The organism is Thermofilaceae archaeon (genome assembly GCA_038731975.1).
Taxonomy (GTDB): Archaea; Thermoproteota; Thermoprotei; order Thermofilales; family Thermofilaceae; genus JANXEW01.
In genome coordinates this window covers 130,647-146,887 of the sequence record JAVYQJ010000001.1, presented here as the reverse complement: position 1 = coordinate 146,887, position 16,241 = coordinate 130,647, and the positions used below count along the sequence as shown (strand labels likewise).

Below are 16,241 nucleotides of genomic sequence, written 5' to 3'. Positions count from 1 at the left end.
GGGCTCCCAGAGTTGAAGATGCAAGAACGGCTCTAGGCCCCCGGGTTACGAGCCAGGCTGCAGCTCACAGCTGCTCCACCGCGGTTCAGCCGCGGGATGAGGTCACCCTGTGCGGGGCTGAGCCGGTGACCAGGGCCCCGGTGAGAGGGGCTCGAGCCGGTCCGATGAGGCCCAAAGGCTTAAGCACGAACCCCACCGTGAAGAATAAAATATGCAGTAGAAGAGTACCCCCATAGGGCCCGTGGCCTAGCATGGAAAGGCGCTGGCCTGCGGAGCCAGAGTGCGGGTATAGCCCCCGCATGGAGAACCCGGGTTCAAGTCCCGGCGGGCCCGCCATGCTTTTTGACTGGGTACCTGCGCACATAACCGCACCGTAGGCAGGTGACTATGATCCGTGTACCGCCGCAACCCCTTTTGACGCGCACCCTAGATGTAACGCCGGGCACGAGTGGTATGTTGCACCCCCTACAGTATTTTCTTCTCAAATCTTTTGGAATGCGAATACGAGCTTTTGATGCAATTTTTAGAGCCAATTCAACATACCTTCTAGCCAGTTGCTCGTCCTTCTTAACGATTTCATCCGCCATTTTGAGTAGGATTGCAATCCTTTGCCTCGCGATACCCCTTACTAACTGCCTATCCACAGAGTGCCGGCGCAATCAACTTAAATAACCCGTTGCTATACCTCGCTTGAGGAGCCGGGGTGGCCGAGTGGTCTAAGGCGGCGGGCTGCAGTGGGTGTCGTCTCGTCGTTACCCGCTAAGTGCGTACGCACGCGGAGTGTCACCCGGGTTCGAATCCCGGCCCCGGCTCCACATCATTATACTGAAGCATACTCCCTCGAGCGGGCTGGAGTTCATACGCCTCCCCATGGTGGCTGCCACTCGCCTTAACGCCCTTTTTGACGCGAACTCTGCACAAAGGGTGTAGGCTTACGACAGACATCCTGCTTCCACGCTGTTTCAAGGGTTCAGGTTTTGCTACTGCTGAAGAGGGGCTCCATGCGCTACGGCTCTCCATCACATTCTATGGGGTGGTTCGATTCCGAGGATACGCATACCGTTTTCCAGCGTGATTGCTACCATGTACGTTAAGGCTAGCCGCGCTTCAGCCTTCTCTCTAGGTTCCGCCTTCAAGATTGGAACCTCATCGTAGTACTTGTTGAAAGCTGAGGCTAGCTCGTTGAGGTACTGAGGCACGAGCTCAATCTTTAACTCGTCAGCAGCCTTTGCAACTACCTCCGGGAAGTAGCCAATGAGAAAGAGGAGTTTCCTCTCTTCCTCGCCGAAAGGCGCTCCATTCACAGCGGGTTTCAAGTCGCCGGCTTTCCTCAGCACGGAGCGTGCCCTCACATAGGCGTACTGGACGAAGGGCCCACTGTTCCGCTCGAAGTCAAGGACCCTCTCCCAAGTGAACGTCAGCGGCCGAGAGGGGGCTACGCTTAAGATTGCAAACTTCACTGCTCCGATTCCAACTCGCTCCGCTACCTCCTCGTCGACCTCGACACCCCTCTTAACGAGCTCCTCTCTCGCTCTTCTGACCGCTTCATCAATCAGCTCGTCCGCCGTTATGTACCTTCCCCTCCTGCCCGACATCTTAACACCGGGAAGATTTACCATCTCGTAGGCGAAGTGCAAAGTGTTCTCCGCCTCCCTTACGTACCCCATGCTGTAGAGTGCTAGCCTGACATGGGCTTGCTCTAAGCTCTGCTCAGCACCCACTACGTTTATCACTTTGTCAACCCCCCTCTTATACTTCCAGATAGTGTAAGCAATATCGCGCGTAGCGTAAAGCGTTGTTCCATCTGAACGGACAAGAGTCATCGACGAGATTGCAAAGCTTGGCGAAAGGCCGAGCCTGCGCCTCACCTCCGCATCCTCTGCCAGCCTATCAGCTTGGAAAACCAGCGCCCCTCCCTTCTCCACGACGAAGCCGGTAGCCCTCAGCTTAGCTATCACATCTCGCACGAGACCGTTCCAAGTCGTGACTTCGCTCTCCCAGTCCCAGCTGTCATAGGAGATGCCGAGCCTCTGAAGCGTCTGCCTGAAGCCCTCAAGACAAAGCTCCACGGTCTCCCTGACAAGCTTGACCGCCCACTCTTCGCCTGCTTCATACGCCCTGTTTATGTCATTGATGCGCTTAAGGGCGTCCTCCCTCTTTACGGCTTCAGCAATCAGCGTGAAGAGTTCCTCATCCTTTTCCATCAATTCTTTAGCCACCCACAACCAATCCGATAACTCGCCATCGATCCTCGCCCGCTCCTCCTCACCAACCTTCTCCCTCCGCGCCTGCAGTTCACGCACGTTAATTATCGCGTTCGTTATGGCGTAGATCAACCCAATGAAGTGATCCGGCTTCATAGCTCTCTTAACATGCCGAACCTTCTCGTAACCGTAAGCAGCGTAAGCAACCTGCAGGCCTACATCATCTATGTAGAAGTGAACCTCCACATCGTGACCTCTGGCTCGTAACAGGCGTGCCAGCGCATCACCAACTATGCAGTTCCTGAGGTGTCCAATGTGTAGAGGATGAACAGGGTTGGCGCTGGTGTGCTCGACTATGATACGGCTGGGGCTTGGGTGGGGTTTGTACCCGTACCTGCTCCCCAGGGACGATACTACCCGCCAGACGAACTGCCCGTAGGATGAGGGATCGATTTCAATGTTAACGTAACCCCCCTCTGCTTTTGCAGCCTTAACGTACTCCACGCCGCTAGATAAGTTACCAGCCAGTTTCTCGGCTAAGTCCCTAGCGCCCACGTCGCTCCGAGCTATCCGATAGACGTTGATCGTCAGATCCCCGCGCTCCGGAGGTGCTCTCTCAACTTGCACCTCTGCAACAACCCCCTCTCCCTCTAACGCGGCTTTAGCTGCTCTCGCAATCCGCTCCACCAGCACTTCGTGAGCGCTATACCTCACACAACCCCGTCGCGCCAAACCTTAAATAGTGTGCCAAACCGGCATTATAGGGCCCGTGGCCTAGCCTGGAAAGGCGCCGAAGCTGAAGAAGCTGCGCAAGCCTTCTAAGCCGGAGAGCGGGCTTGCCAACCCGCACGGAGAACCCGGGTTCGAGTCCCGGCGGGCCCGCCACGAGCTCGGCTTCTGAATTTCCTCCTCAAAAGAGATGAAAGCTCTTCCCAACCACAAGGGTCCAGTGGTTAAGCGAAAGCACCTATGCTGTTAAATCTGCTTTGTACGGTATTATTTTAGCGTTTTACGAATAATAGAAAAAACTAGAACTATATTTTCTTTAAACCTATTCATTGATAGACTTAACATATTGCAGTGATAATACAAGTGTATTACAACGAATCGTACTACAGTTTAACTCATCATCATATGATTCTTAACTTAATGATAAATGAAGAAAACTTACTTTTAGCTAACTATTTTCAGAAAAACAAGGAGAAGTTTGAAAGTGAAGTGCTCGGCGTAGCAGCGCAAAAACAAACACGACAGGATGAACGACTGTTCCACCCTGAAAAATGGAGCCCCGGCCGGGAATCGAACCCGGGTCCTCCGCCTTACTGGATAGCCGGTCTTACACTTTACCAGAGCGGCGCTCTACCAGGCTGAGCTACCGGGGCCGTTTACGGCTCCACCAGCTCGAGGTTTATAGCTTTAACGGGGGCTCAACCTTTATCTTTAGCGTAACTTACGACTTGTGGTCATGCTTCCTGAGAGGTATCGTCTTGAGAAGGGCCTTTATAGAGTGGAGGGTCCCGCTAGGGTCAAAGTGATTGAGGGTTCCGGTTTTTACGCTCTCGGTCAGGTGTTCAGTGTAGGAAGGGAGCTCGTAGTCCCCAGAGGCTATACGATTTGCATCGAAGTAGGCGAGTGGTGTACCGTAGAGATGTCTGGTGGGAGGCTAAGTCAGGCTAAACCAGATGAGGAGGTAGTTGACAAATGGAGGATGCTAGCTCAAAGCATCGCAGCACCCGGCCGAGTACTAGTTGTCGGCGAAGTCGATAGCGGAAAAACTACGTTTTCCACGTACCTGCTTAACACAGCCATCGCAAAAGGGTTGAGCGTAGCGGTAATAGACGCCGATGTGGGCCAGAATGACATCGGTTGGCCTGGTACGATAGCTTTAGCTTTACCCGAGAAGCCTGTCTCCTGGCTGGGGGAACTGGAGCCGAAGGCTTTCTACTTCATCGGAACCAACACTCCAGTGGGATGCGAGGATGCAGTGATAGTTGGTTTAACGAAGCTACTACGCGAGGCATCGGGAAGGGACCTAGTGATAGTAAACACGGATGGGTGGGTTGGCGATAAGCGTGCTTTAGCTTTCAAATGCAGAATCGTGGAGGTGGTTGAACCAACGACTCTTATAGTCATGGAGGGGACCGGCGCATCCGAGCCTATCGCTCGAATCTTTGAAGGAACAGGCATTCGGGTTGTGCGGGCACCTACCCCAGCTGCTGCTCCTGGAAAGGAGAGAGAGCTGCGCAAGTTGAGGAGAGAGCTGTCATACTTAAGTCTGATAAAGGAGTCTGCTGTTAAAACTATTAGCCTCGAGAAGGTTCGCCTCTGGGCTACGTACACGTTTAACGGTCGGCGTGACGAGAAACTAAGCTTGATGCTTTCAACTCTTCTCAGCTTCGAGGTGAACGCTGAAGTTTGTGGAAACGTAGTTGTTTTAACGACAATTGGAGAGAAAGAGTACAAAAGGTTACTGGAGCTCAAAGACCAGGTTTCCAAACTTACAAACCGAGATGTCCTTGTATCTCATCTAGGTGGATTAAAAGGATACCTAGTTGGCATTGCTAACGAAAGGCTTGAACACGTAGGTATCGGAATTATAGAGGAAGTTGATCCAACGAATAAGATAGTGAAAGTACGGACACCTTTCGACGTGAATGAAGCTAAGATACTACTGCTGGGTAAAATCCGATTATCTGAGGATGGCGTTGAACGGGAAAGAGGTATGCCACCGATCGCTTAAAGCTTGAGGGTTCGTAAAGGACTTACCACCGATCAGCTCAAAAGCCGAGTTTTGAGAGTTTTAAAGGTTTAAAAGACCCAGTTGAGGGGCGTCACGTGAGTGAGAATCTAGTAGATGCACTCATCGGTACTATGCTGGAGATCGCAGAGCAGATTTTGAAGGTTGCTCGCGCCGTTGATAGGCAACAGGTGCTTAAAATGCTCGAGATACTCTTGGAGGCGAAAAATTCAGGTGCTAAGGTCTTAATCGTAGGCGCCGGTCGTTCCGGCCTCGTAGGGAAGGCCTTCGCTATGAGGCTGATGCACCTCGGCTTTAACGTCTACGTGCTGGGCGAGACCATCACACCAGCCGTCTCGAAAGGAGACCTCGTTATAGCTATCTCCGGCTCAGGCACGACGCAGATAGTAGTAAGCGTTGCTGAAGCCGCTAAAAAGATGGGGGCCTACGTGCTCGCAGTCACCTCCTTCCCGGATTCCCCCCTGGCTAAAGTGAGTGATCATGTTGTCAGAATTCCGGGCAGGACTAAGGTATCAAAGGAGGTCGATTATTTCGCAAGGCAAGTACTCGGGATCTACGAACCCTTAGCACCGTTAGGAACTCTCTTCGAAGATGCCGCGATGGTCTTCTTCGACGGCGTCGTAGTAGCTCTCATGCGAGCCCTAGGAGTCAACGAAGATTACCTAATGGCTCGTCATGCCAATATTGAGGTGCCATGATAATAAAAAAATAAAATTGAAAATAAAAAATAAAAGAGTTATATTAACGTGGGCTTAAAGCTTGCCGAATTTCATCCTCAGTAGCCTTCTTTACGATGTACCATTCAGCGCGTCCTTTCACTCGCTCATGCTTAATAAAACCGGCATTCTCCAGGACCATGAGTGTATGATGGAGGAGAGAGTAACTGCTGGCAATTCCACGCTCGTATACGACCTTAAGAAGCTCGGGTGTAACTACCCTCCCGCCCATCTCTTCTAGCACCTTATAGATCTTTACAGCTCTCTCGATTACCTGCGGACTCCTCGGTCTTGGCACTTTACCACCACGCTTATGGAGCGGTTAGAAATATATAAAGTTTTTGTTCCCGCTACACTACGCAAAACCTCTTAGCGTAATCAGTGAGATTTTAAGCCCATACATTTATTGGAGATACTTGCCTTAATGTGTAGTAATGCACTTTAGATGAGGAACCTCTCCAGCTCGTTTAATGCCTCCTCTAGGCTGCTTACAACTGCCATAGAGTACCCGAAGCTCTCTATGTACGATCTAATGTCGGGCTCTAGGGCTCTCTCATCTAGTATCGCAACAGCCGCTCTGTCAAGCTCAGATCTAACGCTTCTACCAATCGCTTGTGCCGTTTTTACGGCGGCAGGCACCATATACACTAACCTCCAGGCTGTTTCGTTACTCTTTACCTTATGTTTAAGACTTTCTAATAGCTTCCTATTCAAAACATTTGGTTCAGGAACTGGTAACCCCGCTATCACCACCAGTTTTATCTTGCTTAGCCCACCGCTCTTAAGCTCAATACCCTCTACAAGCTTACCCCAAGCAACTGCTATTACTAGCATCTTGCTGAACCTACGGGCAGCTTCTTCAACTTCGTGCAACTTAGTTTCCTCGCGCTCAACGAGCAGAGGTCGAGCTTTAACATAAGGTCTTAAAGCCTTAGCCATATCGTATGACGGTACAACTACGAAGCATAGACCTTCGGAGAGTTTCTGGTAAAGGCCGTCAATGTACCCAGCCATCGCTTGGTACGTAGCTTCTCCACGCTCGATGTACCTGGAGGAAATCCCTTTCACCACCACTAAACCTATGTTCGCAGCCCAGGGAGACTGTAGCCTCATCTCGTCTACGCGCCAGTCCTCAAGGCCCAGCAAGTTGACGATGTACTCCCTTGGTGGCATTGTCCCACTCATCAACACTGAGCTTCGAACGTTCGAGAAGACGGGTGCCGAACCTCTGAGGAGGGATGTGCAAAGCGCGGCGAGCTTAACTTCACCGCCGTCGAATTTCGCGGTCAACGTGTAGTCAGAGCCACCTCCTTCAATCAATCGAAGAAATGCTGCAACTCTCCTTAAGGCACTCGCACGACTTAACTGCCTCTCTACCAGCTGAGCAAGCCTGAAAAGCTCGCTTGAGTTGGGGGCTACCCCCATCAAGTCTGCCGGATCCACCTCGTACTCCAATACGTTCACCTTCGCGATATTGCGTAGCTTTCTTAAGAGTGAGAGAAGTGCGTAGAGATCTTTTTCCACGTCCCTTCTCCCTAGGACACGGGCCGCCTCCCTCTTAGCCGCTCGCAACGTTCGTTCGCTCAGCTCTCTGCTGAGGATGCTCGCTAGCGAGTGTGGTAGGTTGTGAGCTTCGTCCACGATGAGGCTTACGCTGTGGAGATCAACACCCATTTCTCCTAGAAAGACTCTGCGGATTTCCGGGTCGAAAACATAGTTGTACGCGGCGACAACCAGGTCCGCCTTGCGGAGCATGCTGCGGGCGATTTCGTACGGGCAAGCCTTCAACTCGTTAGCTACTCGCACTAAGGTATCGTGGTCTAGTATGCTCACAGAGTAAGAGGCATCCCTTGCAGCGCTGTAGTAGGGGCAGAGGCCCTCTCGCACAAGCTCTGAGCAAAAGTTGAGGAACTCATCGTAAGGCAGCAGCTTGGCCCCCCTAATAAAGCACAGATCGCGCTTATTCTGGAGGAAAACAGCTGTTACCTTCATGCGTTCAGAGAGCAGAAGGAGCTCTCTTCTCGGGGCTTGGAATTGGGCTTTCGCTCTCACTGTGTAAACAACCTTCACTCCTAGCCGCGTAGCAGAAGCAAGAGCACCTGTAAGAACAGCAGCAGTCTTCCCCGCGCCAGTGGGGTAGCTTATCAGAAGATGCCTACCCTCTTCTACGCTAGCATAGACTGCCTTCGCTATTTCAGGCTGCCCGCGTCTCCAAGCAGGATAGGGCCAGATCTCGCCGAGCTCCACTAATCTATCCTTATACGAGTCTCCTCTTTAATTACTCGCAGGACAAACATTGTGCGAGTTGATTCTACACCTTCAACTCTGCCGATCTCATCGAGCACCTTAGTTAGTTCCTCCTTACTGCCAACCCGCACCTTGAGTATTGTGTAGTACTCACCCGTTACATCGTAAATGCTGTAGACGTCCGGCATCGCCTTAAGCTTTTCTAGAACACTCTCGTACCTTCTGGGATCAACCGTTAACGCGATTATAGCGACAACATCCTTACCAACTTTTTCAGGATCCACAATTGCTTGGAACCGTTTTATAACTCCTTGCTTCACCAGCTTACGAATCCTTAAATGCACCGTTGCTTCACTGATACCGAGCTCCTTCGAAATCTTTGAGTAAGGGGTCTTCGCGTTTTCTTGGAGTATCCTGAGGAGGCCTCTATCTATCTCATCCAATACTACCTGCTTCCGATCTTCAGACATGCAAATCTGCAAACATTATATGGCATTGTTAAAAAAACTTTACTGTCTCTCTCACTCAACCGCTTGTAAGAATTTTAGAGCACCATCAACAGTAGGTTGTAAGCGATAGCTTGAGCTGCTGAGGAGATCAGAAAAGCAGTAATCCCCCCCACCACAGCTTTACGAAGAGGCGTGTAACCCCGGCTCACAGCTGCAGACGTGACTACGATGCTCCACACCGTGAAAAAAGCCGTGTGGGCTAGCAGGGCCGTCTGAAGCTCCCGCATGCTGGCTAAACCCAGTGAAGCCATACTTAAGATACGATTCAATGTAAGCGCGTCGAGCTGGAGAATGATCTCTATGCGACTCAAGTCCTTCAAGTACCAGGCTTGGATGATAGCTTTCGTGAGATACTCATAGAATTTAACGCTGAGGATATAGCCCGAAAGTAGAGTGGAAGAGGCTGGAGGGCCTTCCACGATCTTCAATGCCACCCATACTCCGAGAGACCAACAGAACCACGACGCAATACCGAAACCTAGGGAGAGCACATTTAAGGCAGCAAAGTGTTCTTCGCTGGGAGGCCCAACTCTCCTGAGGCTGGATGTAACATTCACGGCTGTTATTCTGATAGTGCTGTCAAATTGTTCAACGAATGGAGTTACAGGGTTTCCTCTCGCAGCATATATGAAGACTTTTGAGAGAAGTGTAGCGTTTTGAAGGGAGAAAGCAAAGACCAGAAGAAGCATGCAGAGGAGTGGCCCGAATCCGTCGGGTCGCGCCACGATCCTACCAAACGTGCTGAAAGGATCCAGGCCTGCCCCGAAGACTCTTCGCAACACCTCTTTAACGCCGACTCCTTCAACACTCATGTGGTACTCTACCGCGAAATAAAGATAAAGCGCTCGCCCCCGATGCTCCGTGCAAAAATCTCAAGTTGCGATAGCAATAGCTGTGATGGTGCTGGCAGCAGTTTGCACCTTTAGTATCTATCAGTTGGCATGCTACGTAACTGGTAGATGCCCAGGGACCCGTGACTTCTACGTAACGTATGCAACCCTCGCTCTGTCGAGTCTGTACTTCTTAGCTATCGTATACGTTTTACTCGCTAAGGTTAAGCCTCAGAAAAGGTAACCTCGAATTTTCCAAGCGGCTTTATTTCGAAGTACTCTATCTCAGCTTTCACAGGCACAAAGACTCCATCTTTGATGTAGTAGTAGAGCACAACTCGACCAGCCTTATCGGAGACCCCTTGCTCGTTCGTCTTTTCTATCAGCATACGAGCAAGTTTTACCCAATTGTTCTTCGACTGTTCCCTAGCATCACCCTTAACCTTCGAATATAGTGAAGCGTAGAACCACCTCCGCACTTTACTAATCGCTCCACGAACGGTCGGGGTGAGAGTTGTTCTAAATACTTGAATCTGTTCAGCCATCTCGACCGCTATCCACGGAGATAGATATATTCTTAGCGCACGGAGATTACCTTCAAATACTATCACTCTTCATCGCAACACTCACCAAGTGTCGGTGAAAGTCCTGAGGTTCTGTCGCCCTAACTCTACCTTCTATCTTCCTCGACCAGACCTCCTTCGTCCCCTGCTGCGCCCCATCGCTACCTCACTGCTTGAGAGTCGAGCTGGAAAAGGAAGTAGATAATGGAATGAAAGAGCGCGCTGCTTCCTCTCACTTGGTTGTCGCGGCTACGTAGGCCTTCAGCTAGTTCTCCTCTGCTGGACTAGTGCTGTGCGCCCCTCTCCGGCCTGCGTGAGCGCAATGCCCCCCGGCACCAGCCCGGTTAGCATGAACGCCTCCAGCGCCTCAGCTATGCTGCTCAAACTCACCTTAAGCTCCTCCGTGCAGCCCCCCAACAGCGCAAATAACATGCCGCCGCACGGCGATGAGAGCGTGAGCCCCAACCGATGCACCGGCGGCTGCGTCCGAAGAGCGAGCAGAGCGTTCTAGGCGGCCGACCCCACAACCTGCCCCGGCTCGCGGCCAATAGGTCGTGGAGTGGGCTCCTCGAGGACGAAGCCAATGAGGGGGGAAATGCGCACCCGGCGCGGATCACCAGGGCTTGTTTTTCAGCCTGAGCTTGTAGGCAATCACGTTCGTTGCCAGATGTATTGGCGGGGTTATTAGAAATAGAATGACCGCAACCGAGGCTTCGATGTAACCGTAAAAGAGGCTGTAGAGTGCCAACGCTACAGCGAGGAATGCAAGCTGATCAAGTAGAGGAGCTGGAGCTCCGCTGGGCAGACCCAACCTCCGCTTAATGAAGGATCCCATAGCGTCGCCTAGCATAGTACCGAACGATAGTGGGACCGCCTCACCAACGCTGAGCAGACCATACAGCGATAGAAGATAGCCCGCTAGAAGGCCGGCAGAGACTCCAGCGATGAACCCTTCAATGCTCTTGCTATCGCCGAGAAGCCTTCGTCCATCTACAAAATGCAACCCGAAGTCTAGAGGGTGTGTGCGGCGTAGGAGTTTAGCCACGATAACTGGAGTTGCGTTGGCCACGTAGCATGGAAGCGCTAGAGCTATGATGCGCTCCACACACCCCACGCGCGCTTAACGCATTTAACGATAACGCGGTCAGGTGAAGAAGGGTAGGTTTATACGTGTAGAAAAGCTGTACTCCACGTGCTAGATCCATTCGAGGAATTTCTGAGGAGAGAGTCCGGCAAAGTCAGAGCTAGGAGAATAGGTTCCGCTACATTCATCGAGGAGGAGCGCCCAGAACGAAGGTACCACTTGCCGACAGACTTCATCGACGCGCTCTTCCTGAGGTCGGAGCCAGGCGAGCACATTACGGTGGAGAAAAGTTTGATACGGGAGATGAGATACCGACTAGAAGAATTGGAAAATGAAGTGAGACGTTTAAGAATTAGAAAACGTACTTTAGAAATTGCATTAATAGCAGCGCTGATTGCGCTCATTTTAAGTTTCATTCGTTAACCTACCTGAGCGCCGAAAGATTTTACTAGCGACGCACACTTAATAGCGCTATGGGCGACCTACAGGCGAGTGTCAAAAGGCTTGAGGAAGAGGTGAAGAACAGATTCGTGGGTAATGACGATGCGATCAGGGTGCTCACACTGAACCTGCTGCATGAGAGATCCACCGCCCTCATTAGAGCGCCAAGGGGGAGGGGCAAGTCCACCCTAATGCTGCTTTTCCTTAAAGGTTTGTTCGGTGAGGATTTCATCGTGCTCTCCGGTGCATCTGAGATCAAGCGGGGTGAAGTAGTGGCGCGGCTTCACATACCATCCCTCGAGAAAGAGGGGGTTGAGCGCGTCATTTGGTCCGCTTTTGTGCGCGCTAAGGGTAAGGGAATCGATGAGGTGAACAGGCTCAACCCTTACACTGCCTCAAACATCTACCACCTGCTTCAGTTCGGCGAGGTATGGGCTTACGGACAACGCTACGTCCTTGGTGACTTCGTGCTTTTGGCCAATGAGAACCCCGCTGATCCGACCACCTTCATCCATCCTCCGCCATTTTACGACAGGTTCGACGTGTGCGTCAACTTATCTTCGCTCCCCCTAAGTGACAAGTTTAGACTGCAGAAGCTAGTCGAGTCTTACGGTTCTCTCGTCGACACGATGCCCCAGGTAATAGACTTTGAAACGTTGAGAGAGGCTCGGCGCGAGGTAAAGGAGGTCGAGGTCGACGTCGATCTCTTGGCTACGGTCAATGTACTCATAAGAGATCTACAGGTGTGCATTAGAGGCAGGGATGTGAGCCGAGTCAAACCCCCAGCACTCTGCGAAGGCTGTCACTTCGTCCACGGGATCTGCAGCTCGATAAGAGAAGGCCCTAGCGAGAGAGCGACGCTTGTCCTGTACAACCTTCTTAAGGCTAAAGCCTGGATGGACGGAAAAGTCACAGAGGATGACGTATACCGACTCGCTCCCTACGTCCTCATCCACCGGATGGAGCTTGTTAAGCAAGAGAGAGCACCGGAGGAGTTGGTAAAGCTCTTGCGAAGGCAGAGGGAGCTTAACGAGGAGAGGCGGGCAAGAAAGCAGTGGGCGATACTCAGCAACCTCTACAAATCCTTCAATAAGGAGCTGTACAGGCTGGCTGGCGAGATCGCGGTTGAGGATCTCGTTTTCGCGGAGGAAATTATGAAGCTGGAGCAAAACTGGGTTTCATCCGGCCTCCTGCAGTATGATCAAACTCTCACTGCAAGGTTGATGCCTGATGCTACGCGCTAGCGATATCCGCGATCTCTTTGAAAGAGCCCGATCGGAGATGTACGTAACCCCCTCCCACGTAGTTATCAACGTTGGCAACCGTCGCCCCGGTATACGGGTCAAAGAGGGTGTCTTCGAAATTGATGTCCCGCGGAGTTTACTAGACGACCCTGAGGGGGGACCTATACTGCTCTGGTACTTTAGGCATGACCTAGCCCACTTGCACTACTTCCCGTACAATCTTAGGACCGTTCAAATGCTAGCTAGAGCGGCTTACGAGGAGGTCAGAAGCTGGGCACACGCGCACAACGCTGTTCGATTACTGGCCGACCTTCAGATAGACCTCTTTTACCTTCCTCTCAAATTCAGACAGCTGCCCTTCCACTTAACGTACGAGTTCTCATCGAAACCGAGGGGAATCGAGCTTCTGAGGTACGCCGCTTGCAAGCACGTATACAAGGAATTCATCCCCAATCATAGGATGGACAGAGACGTCGCTTTCTACGGCTCGTTGCTCGCCGAGATCGTTCTCAGCCCACGCTCTTACATCGCTAAGGTGAAAGCCGTCGCTACAATCTTGAAGAGGCTGCAGGCAATGGGTAAACTGGAAAGGCTTCCGAAGACGGCTGGCGAAGGAATTCCACTAAGCGAGGACTTGGAACACGATCTCCTCGCCGAGGTTAGAGAGGTCATGAGGGGGTTGGGTAAGGATGAGGCTAGGGAGCTTTTCAGGCACTGGGTCAAGGAGAGGGTAGATTTCGATAAAATAAAGCACGACGCGGAGAAAGTGCTGGAAAAAATCACGAAGCAGCAAACGGGAAAGGTAGATCAACAGCTTACGGAGGAACAAATCTCGAGAGAGTCCCTTAGGGGGGAGGGGGAGGAGCCGGAGCTGCCTTCCAAGCTCTCCAAGCCTGCAGCTAAGGTTGCAAACCTTGAAGAGTTGCTGTGGAAAGCCATGTGGTATCGGGCTAGAGCTGAAGAGTTCCTCATTACCTACGGTAGCCGTCGTAGAGGCGGCACCTGGGCGATCTACGCCTACTCGGACATGTGGAGCGTGGAGGACGACATTGAAGATCTGGATCTCGAGGCGAGCTTTGAGGAAGGTCCACTGATCCCGGAGGAAACAACGTTGAAAGATGTTAATGTTCCATCGCCCTCCGGCGAAGTGCTGATAGAAGAGCAAGCACCATCTGTGCTTGTAGTGCTCGACACCAGCAGAAGCATGCAGGGCTCGATCGATGATGCTACCGTCGCGGCGTTCGCAGCATATCTCAGCGCGAGGCGCCAGGGTGGGCGCGTATCCGTTCTGAACTTCTCTACCAGGTACCTGGTGGCCGGGTGGGATGAGCCAGAGATAGTGAAGGATCTCGTGCTTTCCTTGCCTCAGGGTGAGCTCACACTTCTTCCCCTCGCAGCCATTAACGCTCAGCTAGCCGAGTTGGAGGCGGGCGAGAGAGCGCTTGTGATTATTGTGACCGACTGCGGGTGGCAGAACCTCCGTGAAGCATTGGGCTTCCTTGAGAGAATAGCAGCTGCGGGGCACCGTGTTGTCGTACTGCACATAGAAGGGTGGAAGTACCCAAAGAGCGTTGAGGCGGTGTCGCAGGCCAGAGGCGTTACTCTGTATAGAGTTCGTGAACCATCCATGTTGAAGCACTTAGCTGCTGCTGAGGCTGAGAGAGGAGTGGCGATTGGGAGTAGAACCTAAGTTAGACCTGGGCTTGAAAGCCCAGCTTCTCAAGAGCCTCTTTTAACACTTTTGAGCGGCGCTCGTCGCCAGAAGCCTCTGCTAACTCCAGCTCTCTTCTCAGCATTTCGTGCACCCGCCTCTTTGCTTCGTCAGGAGCCTTCTCCACCAACTCTCTTAGTTTGTCCAGCTCCCCCCTAACGATTAAGTCGAGAATAAACTTGTCCAGAGAAACAACGCGCACTTTCACCCCTTCCTTCACCATTACGAAGCCCGCCTCGTAATCCACTTCTACGCTTACCTCCCCCGCTCTACGGCGCCTCAACTCCTCTAGAGCTGCCAGTGAAACCACCTTCTCCAGCCCATAGACGGAAGCAGCCTTCTCGACTTTTTCGATGGCCTTCTGCCCCTTAGCGTAAACCTCCAGAAGATCCTTGATCTCAAGGGGTAGCTCGTACTGCGTCCCGCCGATGATTATCGTAGCCTTCAACCCCTTCACCCTTCTCGTCGGCATTCTCACGTCGAGGAACCCATCGTACGTGAAAATCGGCACGACCTCACTCTCCCCGTCGGGGAACACTACCTTTGCTCCCTCATCCCACAGCCGCGCGCTCACTTCGCCCAGCACCAGGTGTGGGCCGCTCTCGAATGCCGGTGCGCTTAGGTCTTCTGCTAGCACACGCGCTGAATCTTCTACGCCTCCTGCTACCTCAAACACTCTGAATTTCAACCAGCCTCTCGAAGTCTCAAGCTCCACAACTCCGATCTCGCGCAGAAGAATTAGACCTAGATTCTCTAGAGCCCTCTTAACATCATCTTCACTAATATCGGCTGACACGCCAATCCAAGGCATTGAGGTTGAGGTTCTTCGAGAAATAATAAACGTAGCGCCTATCGACAGTTTTATCTTTGCGCGCTACTTTCTACTCGATGAGAGAAGCGCTGCTCTACGAGAAGGTAGGAGGCTCTAAAGTCCGCTGTCTACTCTGCGAGAGGCGCTGCTTGATAGAGAATGGTGCGCGCGGTTTCTGCCGAACTCGTGTTAACATCGATGGTACGCTGTACACGCTCACCTACGGTAACCTATCGGCGTTGGAGTCAAGGCCGATCGAGATTAAGCCCTTCTTCCATTTCTGGCCCGGTTCAACGTCTCTCACGTTCAGCAGCTGGAGCTGCAACTTCACGTGCCCCTGGTGCCAGAACTGGCACCTCTCCAAAGTTGAGCCGGACGTCAGCGGGGTTGAGCGGATACCTCCCGAGCGCGTGGTTGAAATAGCGTCCAGGCGCGACGAGGGCGTTTGCGTAAGCTTTAACGAGCCTACGCTGCTGTTCGAGTACAGTATCGATGTGTTTAGACTAGCAAAGGAGAGAGGCCTCTACTGCACCTACGTGAGCAACGGCTACATGACGATAGAGGCTCTAAAGATGCTGCATGAGAGCGGTCTCGACGGTTTAAAGATAGACGTGAAGGGGGGAAAAGAGGAATACCGAAAGTACAATAGCGCTGACGTTGACGTTGTATGGCGTAACGCTAGGGAGGCAAAACGGCTTGGTATTCACGTCGAGATAGTCTATTTGGTAGTTACGAACGCGACGGATCGCGAGGAGGTCGTATTGGATACCATCGAACGCCATCTCAAAGAGCTGGGGCCTGATACTCCCATCCACTTTACTCGCTACTATCCCGCCTACCACTACCATGAGCCTCCAACGAAGGTTGAGAAGTTGGAGTGGTGCTATGAGCAGGCAAAGAAGGCTGGCATCAAATTCCCCTACATTGGCAACGTGCCTGGCCACCGCTACGAAAACACGTACTGCCCCGAGTGTGGCGAATTGCTGATTAAGCGCCACGGCTATCGCGTTGTCCGGTACGCCTTGAGCGATAACAATCGATGCCCACGCTGCGGCGCCGAAGTGCCGATCGTTGGGCGATACGTTCGAAAACAGGCATTTTCGTTTTGGTGAAGGAACGAAAA

The 16,241-nt window shown here is 52.2% G+C and carries 15 protein-coding genes and 4 tRNA genes; 9 read left to right on the top strand and 10 right to left on the bottom strand.

Annotation, left to right across the window (positions count from 1 at the left end; genetic code table 11):
* Positions 1 to 235: 235 nt before the first annotated feature.
* Both QXF46_00865 and QXF46_00860 read left to right on the top strand, forming a co-directional pair.
* Positions 236 to 336, top strand: a tRNA-Arg gene (locus QXF46_00865).
* A gap of 361 nt (positions 337 to 697) precedes the next feature.
* A tRNA-Cys gene (locus QXF46_00860) sits at positions 698 to 815 on the top strand.
* 204 nt (positions 816 to 1,019) lie between these two features.
* Here QXF46_00860 and QXF46_00855 read toward each other — a convergent pair.
* A complete protein-coding gene (locus tag QXF46_00855; GenBank protein MEM0225414.1) occupies positions 1,020 to 2,918 on the bottom strand; it encodes an arginine--tRNA ligase in 1,899 nt (632 codons plus the stop codon).
* Between the two features lie 49 nt (positions 2,919 to 2,967).
* On the opposite strand from QXF46_00855, the gene QXF46_00850 reads away from it, so the two are divergent.
* A tRNA-Arg gene (locus QXF46_00850) sits at positions 2,968 to 3,089 on the top strand.
* Between the two features lie 396 nt (positions 3,090 to 3,485).
* Here QXF46_00850 and QXF46_00845 read toward each other — a convergent pair.
* Positions 3,486 to 3,586, bottom strand: a tRNA-Thr gene (locus tag QXF46_00845).
* An 83-nt stretch (positions 3,587 to 3,669) separates the two neighbouring features.
* Here QXF46_00845 and QXF46_00840 point away from each other — a divergent pair.
* Positions 3,670 to 4,944 (top strand): Clp1/GlmU family protein, encoded by a 1,275-nt coding sequence (locus QXF46_00840; GenBank protein ID MEM0225413.1) that lies wholly within the window; start codon positions 3,670 to 3,672, stop codon positions 4,942 to 4,944.
* A 95-nt stretch (positions 4,945 to 5,039) separates the two neighbouring features.
* The gene (gene hxlB / locus QXF46_00835; protein MEM0225412.1) at positions 5,040 to 5,660 is read left to right on the top strand and encodes a 6-phospho-3-hexuloisomerase; all 621 of its coding nucleotides are present in this window, start codon (positions 5,040 to 5,042) and stop codon (positions 5,658 to 5,660) included.
* A gap of 43 nt (positions 5,661 to 5,703) precedes the next feature.
* Here the strand turns inward: hxlB and QXF46_00830 are convergent, their stop codons facing one another.
* The 7 genes from QXF46_00830 to QXF46_00800 all read right to left on the bottom strand — a co-directional run bounded on the left by QXF46_00830 (position 5,704) and on the right by QXF46_00800 (position 10,932).
* Positions 5,704 to 5,976, bottom strand: a complete 273-nt coding sequence (locus QXF46_00830; protein MEM0225411.1) for a hypothetical protein — start codon at positions 5,974 to 5,976, stop codon at positions 5,704 to 5,706.
* 143 nt (positions 5,977 to 6,119) lie between these two features.
* Positions 6,120 to 7,925, bottom strand: a complete 1,806-nt coding sequence (locus QXF46_00825; protein ID MEM0225410.1) for an ATP-dependent DNA helicase — start codon at positions 7,923 to 7,925, stop codon at positions 6,120 to 6,122.
* On the bottom strand, positions 7,925 to 8,395 hold the full coding sequence (locus tag QXF46_00820; protein MEM0225409.1) for an Lrp/AsnC family transcriptional regulator: 471 nt from the start codon (positions 8,393 to 8,395) through the stop codon (positions 7,925 to 7,927). The genes QXF46_00825 and QXF46_00820 overlap by 1 nt, the downstream gene beginning before the upstream one ends.
* A 74-nt stretch (positions 8,396 to 8,469) precedes the next feature.
* Positions 8,470 to 9,246 (bottom strand): hypothetical protein, encoded by a 777-nt coding sequence (locus QXF46_00815; GenBank protein ID MEM0225408.1) that lies wholly within the window; start codon positions 9,244 to 9,246, stop codon positions 8,470 to 8,472.
* Between the two features lie 242 nt (positions 9,247 to 9,488).
* Positions 9,489 to 9,809, bottom strand: a complete 321-nt coding sequence (locus QXF46_00810; protein MEM0225407.1) for a hypothetical protein — start codon at positions 9,807 to 9,809, stop codon at positions 9,489 to 9,491.
* A gap of 279 nt (positions 9,810 to 10,088) precedes the next feature.
* Positions 10,089 to 10,292, bottom strand: coding sequence for a hypothetical protein (locus QXF46_00805; protein ID MEM0225406.1), 204 nt, complete (start codon positions 10,290 to 10,292; stop codon positions 10,089 to 10,091).
* 148 nt (positions 10,293 to 10,440) lie between these two features.
* On the bottom strand, positions 10,441 to 10,932 hold the full coding sequence (locus QXF46_00800) for a CDP-2,3-bis-(O-geranylgeranyl)-sn-glycerol synthase (protein MEM0225405.1): 492 nt from the start codon (positions 10,930 to 10,932) through the stop codon (positions 10,441 to 10,443).
* A gap of 87 nt (positions 10,933 to 11,019) precedes the next feature.
* Between QXF46_00800 and QXF46_00795 the strand changes: the two genes are divergently transcribed.
* From QXF46_00795 to QXF46_00785, 3 genes are read left to right on the top strand one after another with little or no spacing between them, the layout of a single operon-like run.
* A complete protein-coding gene (locus QXF46_00795; protein MEM0225404.1) occupies positions 11,020 to 11,334 on the top strand; it encodes a hypothetical protein in 315 nt (104 codons plus the stop codon).
* Between the two features lie 50 nt (positions 11,335 to 11,384).
* Complete coding sequence (locus tag QXF46_00790; GenBank protein ID MEM0225403.1) at positions 11,385 to 12,596, top strand: MoxR family ATPase; 1,212 nt, start codon at positions 11,385 to 11,387, stop codon at positions 12,594 to 12,596.
* Positions 12,583 to 14,286, top strand: coding sequence for a vWA domain-containing protein (locus tag QXF46_00785; protein MEM0225402.1), 1,704 nt, complete (start codon positions 12,583 to 12,585; stop codon positions 14,284 to 14,286). The genes QXF46_00790 and QXF46_00785 overlap by 14 nt, the downstream gene beginning before the upstream one ends.
* Position 14,287: 1 nt before the next feature.
* Here the strand turns inward: QXF46_00785 and QXF46_00780 are convergent, their stop codons facing one another.
* Positions 14,288 to 15,118, bottom strand: a complete 831-nt coding sequence (locus QXF46_00780; protein ID MEM0225401.1) for a hypothetical protein — start codon at positions 15,116 to 15,118, stop codon at positions 14,288 to 14,290.
* A 77-nt stretch (positions 15,119 to 15,195) separates the two neighbouring features.
* Between QXF46_00780 and amrS the strand changes: the two genes are divergently transcribed.
* Complete coding sequence (gene amrS / locus QXF46_00775; protein MEM0225400.1) at positions 15,196 to 16,230, top strand: AmmeMemoRadiSam system radical SAM enzyme; 1,035 nt, start codon at positions 15,196 to 15,198, stop codon at positions 16,228 to 16,230.
* Positions 16,231 to 16,241: the final 11 nt, after the last annotated feature.

Bases quoted from the DNA above. Each gene is read 5' to 3' on its own strand.
- QXF46_00820 (MEM0225409.1), bottom strand. From the start codon at position 8,395: ATGTCTGAAGATCGGAAGCAGGTAGTATTGGATGAGATAGATAGAGGC.
- QXF46_00815 (MEM0225408.1), bottom strand. From the start codon at position 9,246: ATGAGTGTTGAAGGAGTCGGCGTTAAAGAGGTGTTGCGAAGAGTCTTC.
- QXF46_00840 (MEM0225413.1), top strand. From the start codon at position 3,670: ATGCTTCCTGAGAGGTATCGTCTTGAGAAGGGCCTTTATAGAGTGGAG.
- QXF46_00785 (MEM0225402.1), top strand. From the start codon at position 12,583: ATGCTACGCGCTAGCGATATCCGCGATCTCTTTGAAAGAGCCCGATCG.
- QXF46_00790 (MEM0225403.1), top strand. From the start codon at position 11,385: ATGGGCGACCTACAGGCGAGTGTCAAAAGGCTTGAGGAAGAGGTGAAG.
- amrS (MEM0225400.1), top strand. From the start codon at position 15,196: ATGAGAGAAGCGCTGCTCTACGAGAAGGTAGGAGGCTCTAAAGTCCGC.
- QXF46_00780 (MEM0225401.1), bottom strand. From the start codon at position 15,118: ATGCCTTGGATTGGCGTGTCAGCCGATATTAGTGAAGATGATGTTAAG.
- QXF46_00810 (MEM0225407.1), bottom strand. From the start codon at position 9,809: ATGGCTGAACAGATTCAAGTATTTAGAACAACTCTCACCCCGACCGTT.